The sequence below is a fragment of the Pseudomonas sp. P1_A1 genome, from assembly GCF_056406935.1.
This window is the reverse complement of record NZ_JBFTZE010000014.1, coordinates 107,870-122,462: the sequence shown is the minus strand read 5'-3', so window position 1 is coordinate 122,462 and position 14,593 is coordinate 107,870. Positions and strand designations below refer to the sequence as shown.

The following is a 14,593-nucleotide window of genomic DNA, read 5'->3' as shown; positions in this document are numbered from 1 at the left end:
TGCCTCGCCGAGGCTCGGCATGCCCTCGCTCCGGTCCTGCTCCGTGGGCCCGCCGCCATCGGCCATCCATGGCCGGGGGCGGCTAACCCGGCATCCATGCCGGGTTGCCCACTGCGCAGAACCTCCACTCGGCCTCTCGAGGGGGCGGTGCGTCAAAATCAAAAACAAGGCGGCCTACCGGCCGGCCTGATCTCAAGCGGACGCATTTCCCTGTAGGAGATGTCGAGCGAAGCGAGGCTGCGATCTTTTGATCTTGCATTTGCTTTGCTTTGCTTTGCTTTGGCTTTGGCTTTGGATCTTGATCTACCCGCCCCTTCGGGAGGCTGAGCGCAGGTGTTCATCTGGGGATTGGCGCGCAGCGCCGTTCGACGCAGTCGAACCCATCGCATGTAGGTCGTAGCGAAGCAGACCGTAGGGCGATGCCCCCAGATGGATACCGGAGCGAAGGAACGCCGAGCCTCAGCGAGGGGCCGGACGCTTGGGGCGAGCGTTTTTTGCTTCCTTTTTTAGGCGCTTGTAAAAAAGGGAGTCGCCGTAAGGGCGAAACCATAAGTAGCCGTTACCGCAGAAATGGATATGTACTTGGTCAGCAAACTACAGGTCGGCTATCAGGCCGCCATCGCGAGCAAGCCCGCCCCCACAAGGTCCGAGTGAACACTTGAGAGAGCAGGCAACCAGATCAGGCCAGGCTTTTGCTGACCACTTCGTACACGTCACTGGACAGCTGCCCCGAAGCGAGAATCCGCTCCAGTTCGCCCTTCATCAACGCCTGACGGGCGCTGTCGTACTTACGCCAGCGGGTCAGCGGCGCCAGTTGGCGAGAAGCAATCTGCGGATTGAAGCCGTTGAGCTCAATCACCAGATCCGCCAGGAACCGATACCCGGAACCATCCGCCGCGTGGAAGTTGATCAGGTTCTGCCCGGCAAACGCGCCGACCAGTGCACGCACCTTGTTCGGGTTCTTGATGTTGAACGCCGGGTGTTGCATCAAGGCTTTGACCCGCGCCAGGCCGCCTGGCAATACACTGCCAGCCTGAACGCTGAACCACTGATCCATGACCAGCGGATTGTCCTTGAAGTGTTCGGCGAAGCTAGCCAAAGCCTTGGCTTTCTGTTCTTCAAACGGCGAATTCACCAACACGGCCAACGCGGTCAGGCGCTCGGTCATGTTGTCGCACGCGTCGAACTGCTCAAGGGTCGCGGCCAATACTTCTGGCTTGTCGCTGAGCATCAGGTAGGACAACGCAATGTTCTGCAGTGCACGGCGGGCGAAGTGCTCGGCCTCGGCCACATACGGAGTCTTCTTCGACAGATCGCGATTGGCCTGATAACGCTGCCATAGCGCTTCGAACAAAGTGTCCGCCAGTTGCTTGCGCGCAAATTCGCGAGCGGTGTGGATCGCTTCCACATCAGCCACTTCGCTGATTTCGGTCAGGTACGCCTCGCTCGGCAGCGAGAGCATTTCAGCGACCATCGCCTGATCCAGCGTCTCGTCGGACAGCACGGTACGCAGGGCTGCAATCAAACGCTGATCCAGCACCAGCGCCTCGCCCTTCTGCTGCTGGGCGATCAGCTCTTGCAGCACCTGCACCGACAACTGCTGGCCGGCATCCCAACGGTTGAAACCGTCGCTGTCATGCTGCATCAGGAACATCAGTTGATCACGGTCATACGGGAAGCTCAGTTTCACTGGCGCCGAGAAGCCGCGCAGCAACGAAGGCAGGGGTTTTTCAGCGATGTCGACGAAGGTGAAGGTCTGCTCGGCTTCAGCCACCGAGATAACCCGCGAAGTGCCTTGAGCACTGGCTTCACCGGACAGACGCAATGCAATCGCCGCGCCTTTCGAATCAAGCAGCCCCAGTTCCACCGGAATCACGAACGGCAGTTTTTCCACCTTGTCCGGGGTTTCCGGGCAGCTCTGGCGGAAGGTCAGGCTGTAGGTTTTCGCCGTGGCGTCATAGGACTCGCTCACCGCCAGGCGCGGTGTGCCGGCCTGGCTGTACCAGCGTTTGAACTGGGTCAGGTCGACGCCATTGGCATCTTCCATGGCCTTGATGAAGTCATCGCAGGTCACGGCCTGGCCGTCATGGCGTTCGAAGTAGAGGTCGCTGCCTTTGCGGAAACCGTCGGCCCCGAGCAAGGTGTGGATCATGCCGACCACTTCCGAGCCCTTTTCGTACACGGTCAGGGTGTAGAAGTTGGAAATCTCGATGAAGCTGTCCGGGCGCACGGCGTGGGCCATGGGGCCGGCGTCTTCGGCGAACTGGTGGGTGCGCAGGTACGCCACGTCCTGGATGCGCTTGACCGTGGCCGAGTTCATGTCGGCCGAGAATTCCGAATCGCGGAACACGGTGAAGCCTTCTTTCAGCGACAGCTGGAACCAGTCACGGCAGGTGACGCGGTTGCCCGACCAGTTGTGGAAGTATTCGTGAGCGACAATCGCCTCGACCCGCTGGTGCGCAGCGTCGGTAGCGGTTTCGGCGCGGGCCAGCACGGCGCTGGAGTTGAAGATGTTGAGGCCTTTGTTTTCCATGGCGCCCATGTTGAAGTCGTTGACCGCGACGATCATGAAGATGTCCAGGTCGTACTCGCGACCGTAGACTTCTTCGTCCCAACGCATGGACTTCTTCAGGCTGTTCATCGCGTGCTGGCACTTGTCGATGTTTTCCGGCTCGACGTAAATGCGCAGCGCCACGGCGCGCTCGGTCATGGTGGTGAAGGTGTCTTCGACACACCACAAGTCACCGGCCACCAGCGCGAACAGGTAGGCAGGCTTCTTGAACGGGTCTTCCCAGGTCGCCCAGTGCCGGCCGTCTTCGCCAGGACCCGAGGCAATCGGGTTGCCGTTGGACAGCAGCACCGGATAGCTGTGCTGCTCGGCGACCACCGTGGTGGTGAATGCACTCATCACGTCCGGGCGGTCGAGGTAATAGGTGATCTTGCGGAAACCTTCGGCCTCGCACTGAGTGCAGAACATGGTGCCGGATTTGCACAGGCCTTCCAGGGCGGTGTTGGTTTCCGGGTGGATCCGGACGCTGGTATCGACCGTAAAACTGGTTGCGGTCGGGTGCAGGGTCAGATGGTTCTCAGTCAGTTGGTAGTCGGCGGCGCTCAGCTCCTGGTCGGCCAGGGTCACCGACAGCAGCTCGAGTTGCTGGCCATCGAGCACCAGCGGCGGCAGGCCCGGGCCACGTTCAGGGTTGCGGCGCATCACCAGTTGCGCATGGACCAGACTGTGGTCCTCGAACAACTCGAAGGTCAGGTGCGTCTCGTCGATCAGGTACTCGGGCGCCTGATAGTCCTTCAGGTAAATCATCTTCGGTTGTTCGGTGCGCATACTGGAGTCCTTACTGATGCACGGCGAGCTGGTAGGCCGTGTATTTACGAATATTGATCACGCCGGTGTCGAAAATCAGGTACTGGCCCTTGATTCCCAGCAGCGTGCCTTCGGCAATCGGGTTCTTGTCCAGGTTGAAGCTGACGATTTTGGCCGGGTACTGCTCGACCGGATAGCGGATTTCCAGAGGTTCGACATCGGTAATCGTCTGGATTGCTTGTAGGCCGAATCGTTCCTGCAAACTGTGCAAACCTTCGGCGCAGCTTTCAAACAGCTGATCGCGAACCTGCGCCAGATCCACCGACACCGCATCGCCCTTGAGTAAAGCACGCCAGTTGGTCTTGTCGGCGACCTGGCTGCGGAACAGGTCTTCGACGAAGCCCGACTGCTGACGGGTAGAGACACGCACGATCGGCAAGGCCTGGCTGGCACCCTGATCGAGCCAACGGGTCGGCAACTGGGTAGCGCGGGTAATGCCGACCTTGATCCCCGACGAATTGGCCAGGTAAACCACATGGTCGGTCATGCAGAACTTCTCGCCCCACTCAGGCTCCCGGCAAGTGCCGGCGTCGTAGTGGCAACGCTCCGGGCTCATGATGCAGATGTCGCACTGGGCCAGCTTGGTCATGCACGGGTAGCAGTAACCCTGGCTGAAACTGGTTTTGGTCTTGCGTCCGCAATGGGTGCAGTGGATCGCCCCCAGGTATTCCAGGCGCACCGTGGTGCCGATCAATGGATTGACCGGTACCTCGGCGTCGCCCAGACGAAAAGCGTACTGCACGTTCGGCCCGTCAAGGCGCGCCGACATTTTGCTGATTGCACCGCGGCCAATCTCGATCAATGGATGGCATCCGACTTGAACAGAATATTCGGCACTTCGATCGACTTCGACGCGCACTCCTGCGGGCCCATGTAACCGGTGCGCTGTTCCTCGGGCAGGTTCTGGATTTCCCAGGCGATCATCGCTTGCAGGGACAGTTCACGCTGCTCGGCGGTGAGCTTGCCACCGTCGGACCATTTGCCGATTTCCACCGCCAGTTTCAGGCTCTGGTAGATATCCGGGGTGATGTTTTTGATCATTTCGTTAAAAGAGGACATCAAGGGCTCCGCGCTCTTCATTCATAACTGTTTAGACGGCCAGTTTACGGCGGTTGTACAAACCGCCCAACAAACCGGTGAAGCATCCGATGAGTAACCCGCCAACGTGGGCCGCGTTGGCAATCTCGCCGAAGCCGATCATCGAGACCAGCCCCGACAGGCACAACAGCAGCCACACCAGCATCATCACCAACACCCCACGAGGCAGGCGATAAGCCGGGTTCGGCGACAACAGCTGGAAGATCCAGCAATGCCCGAGCAGGCCGTACAGCACCCCGGACAACCCGCCAAACAGGGTCGGGCCGCTGAAAAGAAACTGGGCATAGTTGGACACCAGGCTGAACAGCAACGTCAGGCCGATCAGGTTGATGCTGCCCTGACGCGACTCGATGCGCCGCCCCAGTTCCCAGTACCACATGCCGTTCATGGCCAGGTGCAGGATGCCGAAGTGGATCAGCATCGGCGTCACCAGACGCCACCACTGCCCCGCCGCCAGGCTGTCGGCCAGTGGCGTGAAATGGATGTATTCGCCGACCACGCGGAAATCGAGGAAGGTCAGCCAGCGCATCGTCTCGAGGTTTTCGCCCAGCAGCGTCACCACGCCGACGATCAGGCTCAGCAACAGCACGAACGCCGTGGCCTTGCTGTGGCGCAACTGCTCGACAAAACCCGGACGCTGCAGGGTCGGCGCCACCGGGATATCCAGTTGCTGATCGGGGTCGCCGGCCGGAAAGCGTTCGTACAACGAGCGCACGTCTTCGCTGATGCTGGCCGGTACCCACAGCACCTGCTCGCCCGCCTCTTCGCTGACCCGATGGGGCACTTGCATGCGCTGCAGCAGTTTGACGAACCCGCTCAAATCTACCGCCAGTGGTAGACGCAATACCGCCACCGCCGTCATTGCAACACCTCCGGCCGCTCGACATCGACCCAGACAAATTTATGCGGGTCGAGACGGGTTTCCTGATCCAGACGATAAGCGACCAGTTTGCCGTAGAGCACCGCGCTGTAATCCAGGCACGCCAGGTTCGGGCGGATCGGCGCCGGTTTGCCGCTGCGCCAGTAGTGGCCGACGAACAGCATCGGCTCATCGATGCCGTAGCGCAGCAAGTTGTCTTTTTCGCTGGACGACAGCGGCGTGCGGGCCACCGGCTCGGGCAAGGCGTCGGGCTGGAACACGATGTCTCCGTAGGTTTGCGGGTCGTCTTCCCAGAATTTGGTGCGGAAGAAGGAACGGGTCAGGCCGTCGCCGCTGGTCATGGTCAAGCCGTGGGGCAAGCGCATGTCGGTGCCGCGCAGCAGACGATCGAACACGGTGCAGGCAAAACTGCCGGGCACTGCGGAGGCCTGGAGGAAATGCTCGTCGATGCAACCGTCGGGGAACAACCCGCGCAACGGCTCGATCAGGCCGGCGTCCCAGCAGGCATGCACCACGCGGAAACGCTCGGCATCGACGAACAATGGCAGCTTGTAGAACCATTGCAGGAAGTCGTGCCAATCCTGGGGATGATCTTCGAACTGGGTCAGGGTTTCCTGAAGCAGGCGGGCGTGGCGCGGGGTGTGCTCGCGCACGAACTGTTTGCCGCTGCCCGGCAGCGCCGGCGTGCTCCAGCCGAGGGCGTTGAATTCATGATTGCCCATGATGCACAGCGCCTGGCCGGCCTGGACCATGTCGTGGACGATGTGCAGCGCCTCGCGAATCCGCGGGCCGCGGTCGATGATGTCGCCGAGGAACACCGCCATGCGCGACGGATGCCGCCAGACACCTGCCTGTTTGTGGTAACCGAGCCGGTCGAGCAAGTGCTCAAGGGTCAGAGCGCAACCGTGCACGTCACCGATCAGGTCGTAGCTACGCGCGGGATCGAGCATCAGTCGCCTCCACCACCCAACTTGCTGCCCCAGCCGAGCTTGGTCCGGCAGACTTCGTAGTAGTTGTGGTCGAGTGGGTGAATCAGCCGCAGCTTCTGCGCTTTCTTGCTGATGGTGATGGTGTCACCGGGCGCGCAGGTGAAGTGGTTCTGCCCATCACAGGAGACTTGCGGATARATCTGCATATCTTTGGACACGACGATTTTCAGCTCACTGTTGCCATCGACCACAATCGGCCTACCCGACAAGGTATGGGGGTACATCGGCACAATCACAATAGCGTCGAGCTTGGGATGCATGATCGGGCCGCCCGCAGACAGCGCGTAAGCGGTCGAACCGGTCGGCGTGGCAACGATCAGGCCGTCGGCCTTCTGGCTGCAGACGAACTGGCCGTCGATGTACAGTTCGAACTCGATCATCCGCGTCGATTTACCGGGGTGCAGCACCACGTCGTTCAGCGCATCGCCCTGGCCGATGGCCTCGGCGTGGCGCCGGACTTCGGCTTGCAACAGGAAGCGGTTTTCCACCAGATAGTGGCCGTCGAGCACTTCGGCGACTTTGACTTCCAGCTCATCGGGGCGAATATCGGTGAGGAATCCCAGGCTGCCACGGTTGATGCCGAGCACCGGAATGTTGTGCCGGGCCAGCGCCCGGGCAGCGCCCAGCAGGCTGCCGTCACCGCCGACCACAATCACCATGTCACAGACTTCACCGAGCATCTTGCGCGACGAAGTTTGCAGGCCATGGCCCGGCAGGACTTCGGCAATGGTGTCTTCGAGGATCACGTGCAGATGACGATCGAGCAGAAACCGTTTCAGTCGGCGGACGGTATCCAGCACCTGAGAACTGCCCAGGCGACCGATGATGCCGATATTACGAAATTGCTCCATGGGGCTCCTATTGGGACGCGGCGGCCTGCGACGGCGAAAAACACGATTATGGGCGAAAGCGCGGCGTAGACAAAACCCTTTCAGCCGCAACGGTGTGCTCGCGTTTCGGGCTATGCTCGCAAGATGATCCTATTTCCAGACTTGCTCCAGTTACCTCACCAGTTGCGCCACCCTGAAGTGCGCGACCTGGCCTGGGTCATCCTCGCACCGCCGATGCTCGACGCCACCCCGTGGCCGCAGCGTCATCCACTGGCCGGCAGCGATTGGGTGCAGGCGCCGGAGCGCCTGGAACACTGGCTCAGGCATCTGGATCGTGACAGTTACGATTTGCTGCACTGGCTGGCCCAGGCCAGGACCCGGCGCCTGGGTTTGTACTACGAACGGCTGTGGCAGTACGCCGTGCGGCACGCGCCGGGGATCGAGCTGATCGCCGCCAACATGCCGATCCGTCGCGAAGGCCATACCCTCGGTGAGTTGGACATGCTGCTGCGCGATCGCGATGGCGTGCATCACCTGGAACTGGCGATCAAGCTCTACCTCGGCCCGCAGAACGGTGATGGCCATGACACCGCGCAGTGGCTCGGACCGGGTTGCCATGATCGGCTGGACCGCAAACTGGAACACCTGAGCCGGCATCAATTGCCGATTTCCGCGCGGGCGGAGAGCCGTGAGGTGCTGGCGTCGCTGGATATCCAGCAGTTCAGCGCACATCTATGGCTGGGCGGTTACCTGCTCTATCCGTGGCCGGGGCAGGCCGAACCACCGAGTGGCGCACACCCTCAGCATTTACGCGGTAGCTGGCTGCACCAGAAGGATTGGGCGGATTTTGTCGTGCAGCGTCCATTCGGTCGCTGGCAACCCCTGCCCCGCCATGCCTGGCTGGCGCCAGCGCACTATCCCGAGGAGCAGACCTGGAGCGCTGAACAGCTGAAGGCGTGGCTGAGTGATCTGGACCCGCTGGCACCGGCGCAATTGATGGTGCGGCTGACAGAGAATGCCAAAGGGGATTGGGAAGAGGCCGAGCGGCTCTTTCTGGTGTCCGATCTTTGGCCGAATGTGCCGGGCAGTGGTTGAGCACTTGCAGTGCCCGCCCGGTCTAGATGGATAACCGCAATGCCAAGGCCGCCAACGTCACCAACAACACCGGCACCGTCAGCACAACCCCGACCTTGAAGTAATAACCCCAGCCAATCCGGATATTCTTGCGCTGCAGCACATGCAGCCACAGCAAGGTCGCCAGACTGCCGATCGGGGTGATTTTCGGCCCCAGGTCGCTGCCGATGACGTTGGCGTAGATCATCGCCTCTTTCGCCACGCCGGCCGCCTGACTGGCATCGATCGAGAGCAAGCCGATCAGCACGGTCGGCAGATTGTTCATCACCGATGACAGCAACGCCGTCAGCACCCCGGTGCCCATGGCCGCGCCCCATACGCCGTAACCGGCAAAGCCATCCAGCCAACCGGCCAGATACCCGGTGAGCCCGGCGTTACGCAGGCCATACACCACCAGGTACATCCCTAAGGAAAAAATCACGATCTGCCACGGCGCTTCTTTCATCACCTTGCGCGTGGAAATCTTGTGGCCACGGGCGGCAATGGCCAGCAGCAATGCAGCGCACACTGCGGAAATTGCGCTGATCGGAATGCCCAACGGCTCAAGGGCAAAGCAGCCGAGCAGCAGAATCACCAACACCACCCAACCGGCATAAAACGTTGCGGTGTCGTGAATCGCGGTGGCCGGGTCTGCCAATTGCTCGGGATGGTAATCACCGGGGATGTCGCGACGGAAAAACACCATCAACATCGCCAGGGTCGCCGCCACGCTTACCAGATTGACCGGAATCATCACCGCGGCGTAGCGGTTGAAACTGATCTTGAAGAAGTCCGCCGAAACAATGTTCACCAGGTTCGACACCACCAGCGGCAGGCTCGCGGTGTCGGCGATGAAACCGGCGCCCATCACGAACGCCAGGGTCGCCGCCGGGGAAAAACGCAACGCCAGCAGCATGGAAATCACGATCGGCGTAAGAATCAGCGCCGCGCCGTCATTGGCGAACAACGCCGACACCAGTGCGCCGAGCAGCACCATATAAGCAAAGAGCTTGCGCCCGCTGCCCCGCCCCCAACGGGCCACATGCAACGCGGCCCAGGCAAAGAACCCCGCCTCATCCAGCAGCAGGCTGATGACAATCAGCGCAACGAAGGTGCCGGTGGCATTCCAGATGATCTGCCATACCAGCGGAATATCGCTCAGGTGCACCACCCCGGACAGCAGTGCCAGCCCCGCGCCAAATACCGCACTCCAGCCGACGCCCAGGCCTTTGGGTTGCCAGATCACCAGGGTGATGGTCAGCAAAAAAATCAACGATGCGATGAGCATATAAACCCGGTTCCAGCCCGACGGAAAAACGAAGCGCGGAATATAGGGAGGTTTGAATAGACCGTAAAGTGAAGGTGGGATGAAATGCCTGATGTAGCAACTGCCGAGCCTGCGAGGCAGCTGCTACAAGCTAAAAGGAAGTGGTCATGGCTTTTTGTGCTGCTCGACCCACTGCGCATACGCATTGATGAATTTCTGCAGGAACGGCTTGAGCGACTCCGACAACTTGCCCGCCTCGTCGAACGCTGAACCGGCGCCGCCCAGATAAGCTTCCGGCTGTTGCATGCACGGCACATTGAGAAACACCATGGACTGGCGCACGTTGTGATTGGCGCCAAACCCGCCGACGGCGCCCGGTGAAGCGCTGATCACCGCACCCGGCTTGCCGTCCCAGACACTCTGGCCATAGGGACGCGAACCGACGTCAATCGCATTCTTCAACGGCGCCGGCACCGAACGGTTGTATTCCGGGGTCACGAACAGCACCGCGTCGGATGAGCGCACTTGTTGTCGGAAAGTGCTGTAGGCTGCCGGCGGTGAATCGCCATCGATGTCTTCGTTGTACAGCGGCAAATCGCCGATTTCGACGATCGTCAGCTTCAGATTGGCAGGCGCCAGCTCGGCCAGCGCCAGCGCGACCTTGCGGTTGATCGATGCTTTTCTCAGGCTGCCGACCAGAACGGCGATCTCGTAGACGTTGCTCATGGAAGATACTCGACTGTTCGATGGAAAGAGCTTCTAGTTATAGATGATCAAATGACGATTCAACCAGCGGGCGACGGAAAATCGCCGCCCCTGACTATTTTTTTCCTGTAGGAAAACTTACCTCGCCCAACCACGGTCTACAGAACCGCAAATTGAGTGATTTATCTCCAGAGGTTCTAAGCAGATGGCAGCAGTACTCGTCGGTCAGTTCCATGCAAGAGACGCGGAAGGCCGTGTTTATTCCGTGCATGAGTTCCAGGAATCCACCCCGTCGCACGACGGCCTCGCCGGCTCTGCGCCAGTCACCACCTATAAGCTGGCCATTGGCGACCGGCTCAACAAACTCGACGACAACGAATTTGTGCTGGTGCAATCAGGCGTCACCCTCACTCGCGAACCTGAAACGTACGTAGCCTCATAACCCGCTGTTATGAGCAGAAGTCATATGCGCGCACTTGAGTTAGGATTCAGTGACTGACTCCCTCACCTGCTGAACATGGACTTCACGCATGCGTTTACGTCATATCGAAGTGATCCAGGCGCTCCTGCAGACCGGTCACCTGGGCACCGCCGCCGAATGGTTGCAGTTGCCCGTGACCGAGGTTGAACGCACGCTGCGCGATGCCGAGGATCAGTTGGGTTTCATGCTGTTTGCCAGCGTGCGTGGCCGTCTGCAAGCCACGCGCGAGGCGCGGGAGTTACAGGTCGAGATCGCCCACGTCTATGAAGCGCTTGAGCCGGTCCAGCGACTGGCCAGCAGCCTCAAGCAATATCTGGCCCCGCCCCTGCGAATCATCTGCACCCCGCCGCTGGCGCAACAGCTGTTGCCGCAGAGCATCGCGGCGCTGCGCCGACGCCTCCCCGATGCACCTTGCACCCTCCTGAGCCAACCGACCCGCGAGATTGTCAGAAGCCTGCTGCTGCGCGAAAGCGATCTGGGCCTGAGCCTGCACGACCCGGACCATGCCGATATCGATTGCCAGGTCATCGCCCAGGGCAAGCTCCAGCTATTGGCACCCCATGGCTGGCTGCAACCGAAACAGAAGTACATCTCGCTGCAAGACCTGGCCGGCCAGTCAATGGTTGGCCTGGAAGGTCACGACCCGCTCAGCCCGGCGCTGGACAACAAGCTGCATGCGCTGCGCCCTGCCCCAGTCATCCAGACCCGGGTGCAGACGCATCAAATGATGCGCAGCATGGTCGAGGCCGGTGAAGGCCTGGCGATCGTCGATCCGTTTACCGCCCTCGGCGCCAAATCGGCCGGGCTCGATGCCTGCCCGCTGGCGCCTGCGGTACCTATCAGCGTCTACGCCTTGCGCCTGAAAAACGCCGAGCCCTCTCCGGCGGTTCAGACGCTGCTGGACATCATCACGGAACAAGCCGTGGCGATGCTGGCGAGCTGATCGGTTTTTCCAGCGGATTGTCGAACAATCGATACCAGAACAATGCGACTTCGGCAGTGTTCGGGTCGATCCCGCGATAGCGCAGATAATCGATCCCGCCAACCACGTAGCCACAGCGCTCATACAGCCGGCAGGCCCCAAGATTATTGTTCTGGGTTTCCAGCATGATGCCCGGCAGCTTTTTCTTGCGGCTCCAGAACTGCGCTACGTCCAGCAATGCCTTGGCCACGCCATGGCGACGCGCCGGTGCATGCACCGCCAATTCATCGATATGGGCGAAACCGTTCCAGTTGGTGCTGACCACCAGGTGGCCCACCGGCTCGTCATCCAGATAGGCCATGAAAATCGCACTGTCGGCGGCATCGCGAAAGCTGCTGAACTCTTCAGGATCGATGCCGTAGCACTTGCGATACGGGGTGATCGGCGTCACCGGCCATTGCGCCACCGGCTTATCGATTGCTGCTGCACCATAGGCGGCAACTTCAAAACTGAAATCACTGCCCCAGATATAAGCCGCAAAACCCTCATCGGCAACACGTACCGAGAGGCCTGGGTATTTGGGATTCATGACGGGTTGCATACTTGGAAAGGTCCTCATTCCTTGATGCAATCGACGGTGTAGTGCCGTCCATTGCCCTCGTCTTCGTGTTGCAAGCCATGCACATCGGCGACAAACCCGGGGAAGCTGCTGTCGAACGCCCGGGCAAACTTCAGGTAATCGATAATCGAGCGGGTCGACTCAGTGAAACGCTCGCCGGGCATGATCAACGGGATCCCCGGCGGGTATGGCACCAGCATCACTGCCGCGATCCGCCCGTCCAGAGCGTCGATCGAAACGGCCTCCACTTCCCCGCGTACCAATTGATCATAGGCGTCCGCTGGCTTCATCGCGACTTCCGGCAGCACCGTATACATGCGTTTTAGGTGTTTGGCCGTGGCGTTGCTGCGATAACAGGCGTGCAACTGATCGCACAGATCGCGCAACCCCATGCCTTGATAGCGGGCCACGTTCTGTTGCGCCACGCACGGCAGGCAGGTGGCCAGGCTGACGTTGGCGTCATAACTGCGCTTGAACTCCAGTAACTCGGTCAGCAGCGTGCTCCATTTGCCCTTGGTAATGCCCATCGAGAACAACACCAGGAACGAATACAGCCCGGTCTTTTCCACGACCAGCCCGCGTTCCCAGAGGAACTTGCTGACTACCGCCGCCGGAATCCCGCGCGCACTCAGCGCGCCGCCCGCTGTCAGCCCCGGCATCACCAGCGTGACCTTGATTGGGTCGAGCAGCACGTAGTCGTCGGTCACGCCGCCAAAGCCGTGCCAATCGGCGTCGGGTTGCAGCAGCCAGTCTTCGGCGGCCACCTGCTCGATGGCTTCGACCGAGGGCGGCTGCCAGATGGAAAACCACCAGTCGTCGGTGGCGATATGCTGGCGCAGATTGGCCAGCGCCCGGCGAAAACTCAGCGCTTCGTCGAACATTTCCTGTAGCAGCGAACGACCGGCCGGCCCTTCCATCATCGCCGAGGCCACGTCCAGCGAGGCGATGATGCTGTACTGCGGCGAGGTCGAGATGTGCATCATGAACGCTTCGTTGAAACGATCGCGATCCAGCTGCCGTGCACCGCCGTCCTGCACGTGAATCATCGACGCCTGGCTGAACGCCGCCAGTAGTTTGTGTGTGGAGTGAGTGGTGAACACCAAGGGGCTGTCTTCGCTGCGGGACGTGCCCATGCCGTAACGGCCGGCAAAAAACTCGTGGAATGCCGCGTACGCGAACCAGGCCTCGTCAAAATGCAGCACCTCGACGCTGTTACCCAGGCTCTGTTTGATCAGTTCGGCGTTGTAACAGAGGCCGTCGTAAGTCGAGTTGGTCACCACCGCCAACTTGACCCTGGGATCACGGCCCTGGGTCAGTGGGCTCGCGTCGATCTTGGCCTGGATTGATTCGCGGCTGAACTCACTCAACGGAATCGGGCCGATGATCCCCAGCTCATTGCGTTCCGGGCACAGGTACAGCGGAATCGCGCCGGTCATGATGATCGCGTGCAACACCGACTTGTGGCAGTTGCGATCCACCAGCACCAGATCATCGCGGGCCACCATGGAATGCCAGACGATCTTGTTGGCGGTCGAGGTGCCATTGATCACGAAAAAGGTGTGATCGGCGCCGAAGTTACGAGCCGCTCGCGCTTCCGCCTCAGCCAGCGGGCCAGTGTGATCGAGCAGCGAACCGAGCTCCGGCACCGACACCGACAAATCCGAACGCAGGGTGTTTTCCCCGAAAAACTGGTGAAACGCCTGACCTACCGGGCTCTTGTGATACGCCACGCCGCCGCCATGTCCCGGCGTGTGCCAGGAATAATTGGAGTCGGCGGTGTGCTGCACCAGCGCCTTGAAGAACGGCGGCAACAGGCCATCCAGGTACTTGCGCGCCGCACGGGCAACCTGACGGGCAAGGAATGGCACGGTGTCTTCGAACAAATAGAGAATGCCGCGCAGCTGATTGAGCTCGGCCATGGCGTCAGCCGGGGCGTTTTCCAGGGTGACCTGTTCACCCAGGGCGAAGATCGGCAGGTCCGGCGCCCGAACCCGTGCCAGGCGAATCAGCTCGGCCATGTTGTGCAGAAGATGCGCATGGGTGCTGGCGTCTTCAGCGGCAATCAACATGCAGGCAAGGCCGTGATGGGTCGAGGCGACCAGACGCCCTTCGGTGTAATCGACCGCCGAGACAATGCTGAAGCCTTCCTGCTCCAGTTCCCGGGCGATGCCCCGAACACGATCACCGGCGACGGTGTCGGCCTTGATGTCGCGGTGGACGATCAGAACCGGGAATTTCAAATCTTTATACATGAGGCTCGGCGTCCTGAGGCGGCAGACCGTGGCCTGCCAATTACCTCAGGGTAGAGGGTTG

General features: G+C 60.7%; 13 protein-coding genes. 3 read left to right on the top strand and 10 right to left on the bottom strand.

Annotated features, from left to right (window positions below):
* Positions 1-679: 679 nt before the first annotated feature.
* Genes pepN through AC1D2Q_RS20720 form a run of 6 tightly spaced genes read right to left on the bottom strand, consistent with a single transcriptional unit; the run spans position 680 to position 7,194 of the window.
* Positions 680-3,337 carry an aminopeptidase N gene (gene pepN, locus AC1D2Q_RS20745; protein ID WP_477814387.1) on the bottom strand — a complete coding sequence of 886 codons (2,658 nt, stop codon included), beginning with the start codon at positions 3,335-3,337 and terminating at the stop codon, positions 680-682.
* 10 nt (positions 3,338-3,347) lie between these two features.
* Complete coding sequence (locus AC1D2Q_RS20740) at positions 3,348-4,178, bottom strand: DUF2797 domain-containing protein (protein WP_018929611.1); 831 nt, start codon at positions 4,176-4,178, stop codon at positions 3,348-3,350.
* On the bottom strand, positions 4,175-4,435 hold the full coding sequence (locus tag AC1D2Q_RS20735; protein ID WP_007937782.1) for a YeaC family protein: 261 nt from the start codon (positions 4,433-4,435) through the stop codon (positions 4,175-4,177). Before AC1D2Q_RS20735 ends, AC1D2Q_RS20740 begins: the two co-directional genes overlap by 4 nt.
* A 31-nt stretch (positions 4,436-4,466) precedes the next feature.
* Positions 4,467-5,336, bottom strand: coding sequence for a rhomboid family intramembrane serine protease (locus AC1D2Q_RS20730; RefSeq protein WP_019579319.1), 870 nt, complete (start codon positions 5,334-5,336; stop codon positions 4,467-4,469).
* Positions 5,333-6,307, bottom strand: coding sequence for a metallophosphoesterase (locus AC1D2Q_RS20725; protein WP_477814401.1), 975 nt, complete (start codon positions 6,305-6,307; stop codon positions 5,333-5,335). Before AC1D2Q_RS20725 ends, AC1D2Q_RS20730 begins: the two co-directional genes overlap by 4 nt.
* On the bottom strand, positions 6,304-7,194 hold the full coding sequence (locus AC1D2Q_RS20720; protein ID WP_007906781.1) for an NAD(+) kinase: 891 nt from the start codon (positions 7,192-7,194) through the stop codon (positions 6,304-6,306). The genes AC1D2Q_RS20725 and AC1D2Q_RS20720 overlap by 4 nt, the downstream gene beginning before the upstream one ends.
* Before the next feature lie 123 nt (positions 7,195-7,317).
* Between AC1D2Q_RS20720 and AC1D2Q_RS20715 the strand changes: the two genes are divergently transcribed.
* Complete coding sequence (locus AC1D2Q_RS20715; RefSeq protein ID WP_477814386.1) at positions 7,318-8,268, top strand: DUF1853 family protein; 951 nt, start codon at positions 7,318-7,320, stop codon at positions 8,266-8,268.
* Positions 8,269-8,290: 22 nt separating this feature from the next.
* Here AC1D2Q_RS20715 and AC1D2Q_RS20710 read toward each other — a convergent pair whose 3' ends face one another.
* Both AC1D2Q_RS20710 and AC1D2Q_RS20705 read right to left on the bottom strand, forming a co-directional pair.
* On the bottom strand, positions 8,291-9,574 hold the full coding sequence (locus tag AC1D2Q_RS20710; RefSeq protein WP_477814385.1) for an arsenic transporter: 1,284 nt from the start codon (positions 9,572-9,574) through the stop codon (positions 8,291-8,293).
* A 144-nt stretch (positions 9,575-9,718) separates the two neighbouring features.
* Positions 9,719-10,279 (bottom strand): NADPH-dependent FMN reductase, encoded by a 561-nt coding sequence (locus tag AC1D2Q_RS20705; protein ID WP_018929616.1) that lies wholly within the window; start codon positions 10,277-10,279, stop codon positions 9,719-9,721.
* A gap of 184 nt (positions 10,280-10,463) precedes the next feature.
* Between AC1D2Q_RS20705 and AC1D2Q_RS20700 the strand changes: the two genes are divergently transcribed.
* Both AC1D2Q_RS20700 and AC1D2Q_RS20695 read left to right on the top strand, forming a co-directional pair.
* The gene (locus AC1D2Q_RS20700; RefSeq protein ID WP_305412519.1) at positions 10,464-10,700 is read left to right on the top strand and encodes a hypothetical protein; all 237 of its coding nucleotides are present in this window, start codon (positions 10,464-10,466) and stop codon (positions 10,698-10,700) included.
* An 88-nt stretch (positions 10,701-10,788) separates the two neighbouring features.
* Positions 10,789-11,682 (top strand): LysR substrate-binding domain-containing protein, encoded by an 894-nt coding sequence (locus tag AC1D2Q_RS20695; RefSeq protein ID WP_305412518.1) that lies wholly within the window; start codon positions 10,789-10,791, stop codon positions 11,680-11,682.
* Here the strand turns inward: AC1D2Q_RS20695 and AC1D2Q_RS20690 are convergent.
* Positions 11,648-12,262 (bottom strand): GNAT family N-acetyltransferase, encoded by a 615-nt coding sequence (locus AC1D2Q_RS20690; protein ID WP_477814384.1) that lies wholly within the window; start codon positions 12,260-12,262, stop codon positions 11,648-11,650. The genes AC1D2Q_RS20695 and AC1D2Q_RS20690 overlap by 35 nt on opposite strands.
* Before the next feature lie 14 nt (positions 12,263-12,276).
* Positions 12,277-14,532, bottom strand: a complete 2,256-nt coding sequence (locus AC1D2Q_RS20685) for an Orn/Lys/Arg family decarboxylase (protein WP_477814383.1) — start codon at positions 14,530-14,532, stop codon at positions 12,277-12,279.
* Positions 14,533-14,593 lie beyond the last annotated feature (61 nt).

Coding starts and splice junctions, on each gene's coding strand:
- pepN (WP_477814387.1), bottom strand. CDS start 3,337: ATGCGCACCGAACAACCGAAGATGATTTACCTGAAGGACTATCAGGCG.
- AC1D2Q_RS20735 (WP_007937782.1), bottom strand. CDS start 4,435: ATGTCCTCTTTTAACGAAATGATCAAAAACATCACCCCGGATATCTAC.
- AC1D2Q_RS20730 (WP_019579319.1), bottom strand. CDS start 5,336: ATGACGGCGGTGGCGGTATTGCGTCTACCACTGGCGGTAGATTTGAGC.
- AC1D2Q_RS20715 (WP_477814386.1), top strand. CDS start 7,318: ATGATCCTATTTCCAGACTTGCTCCAGTTACCTCACCAGTTGCGCCAC.
- AC1D2Q_RS20710 (WP_477814385.1), bottom strand. CDS start 9,574: ATGCTCATCGCATCGTTGATTTTTTTGCTGACCATCACCCTGGTGATC.
- AC1D2Q_RS20705 (WP_018929616.1), bottom strand. CDS start 10,279: ATGAGCAACGTCTACGAGATCGCCGTTCTGGTCGGCAGCCTGAGAAAA.
- AC1D2Q_RS20700 (WP_305412519.1), top strand. CDS start 10,464: ATGGCAGCAGTACTCGTCGGTCAGTTCCATGCAAGAGACGCGGAAGGC.
- AC1D2Q_RS20695 (WP_305412518.1), top strand. CDS start 10,789: ATGCGTTTACGTCATATCGAAGTGATCCAGGCGCTCCTGCAGACCGGT.
- AC1D2Q_RS20690 (WP_477814384.1), bottom strand. CDS start 12,262: ATGCAACCCGTCATGAATCCCAAATACCCAGGCCTCTCGGTACGTGTT.
- AC1D2Q_RS20685 (WP_477814383.1), bottom strand. CDS start 14,532: ATGTATAAAGATTTGAAATTCCCGGTTCTGATCGTCCACCGCGACATC.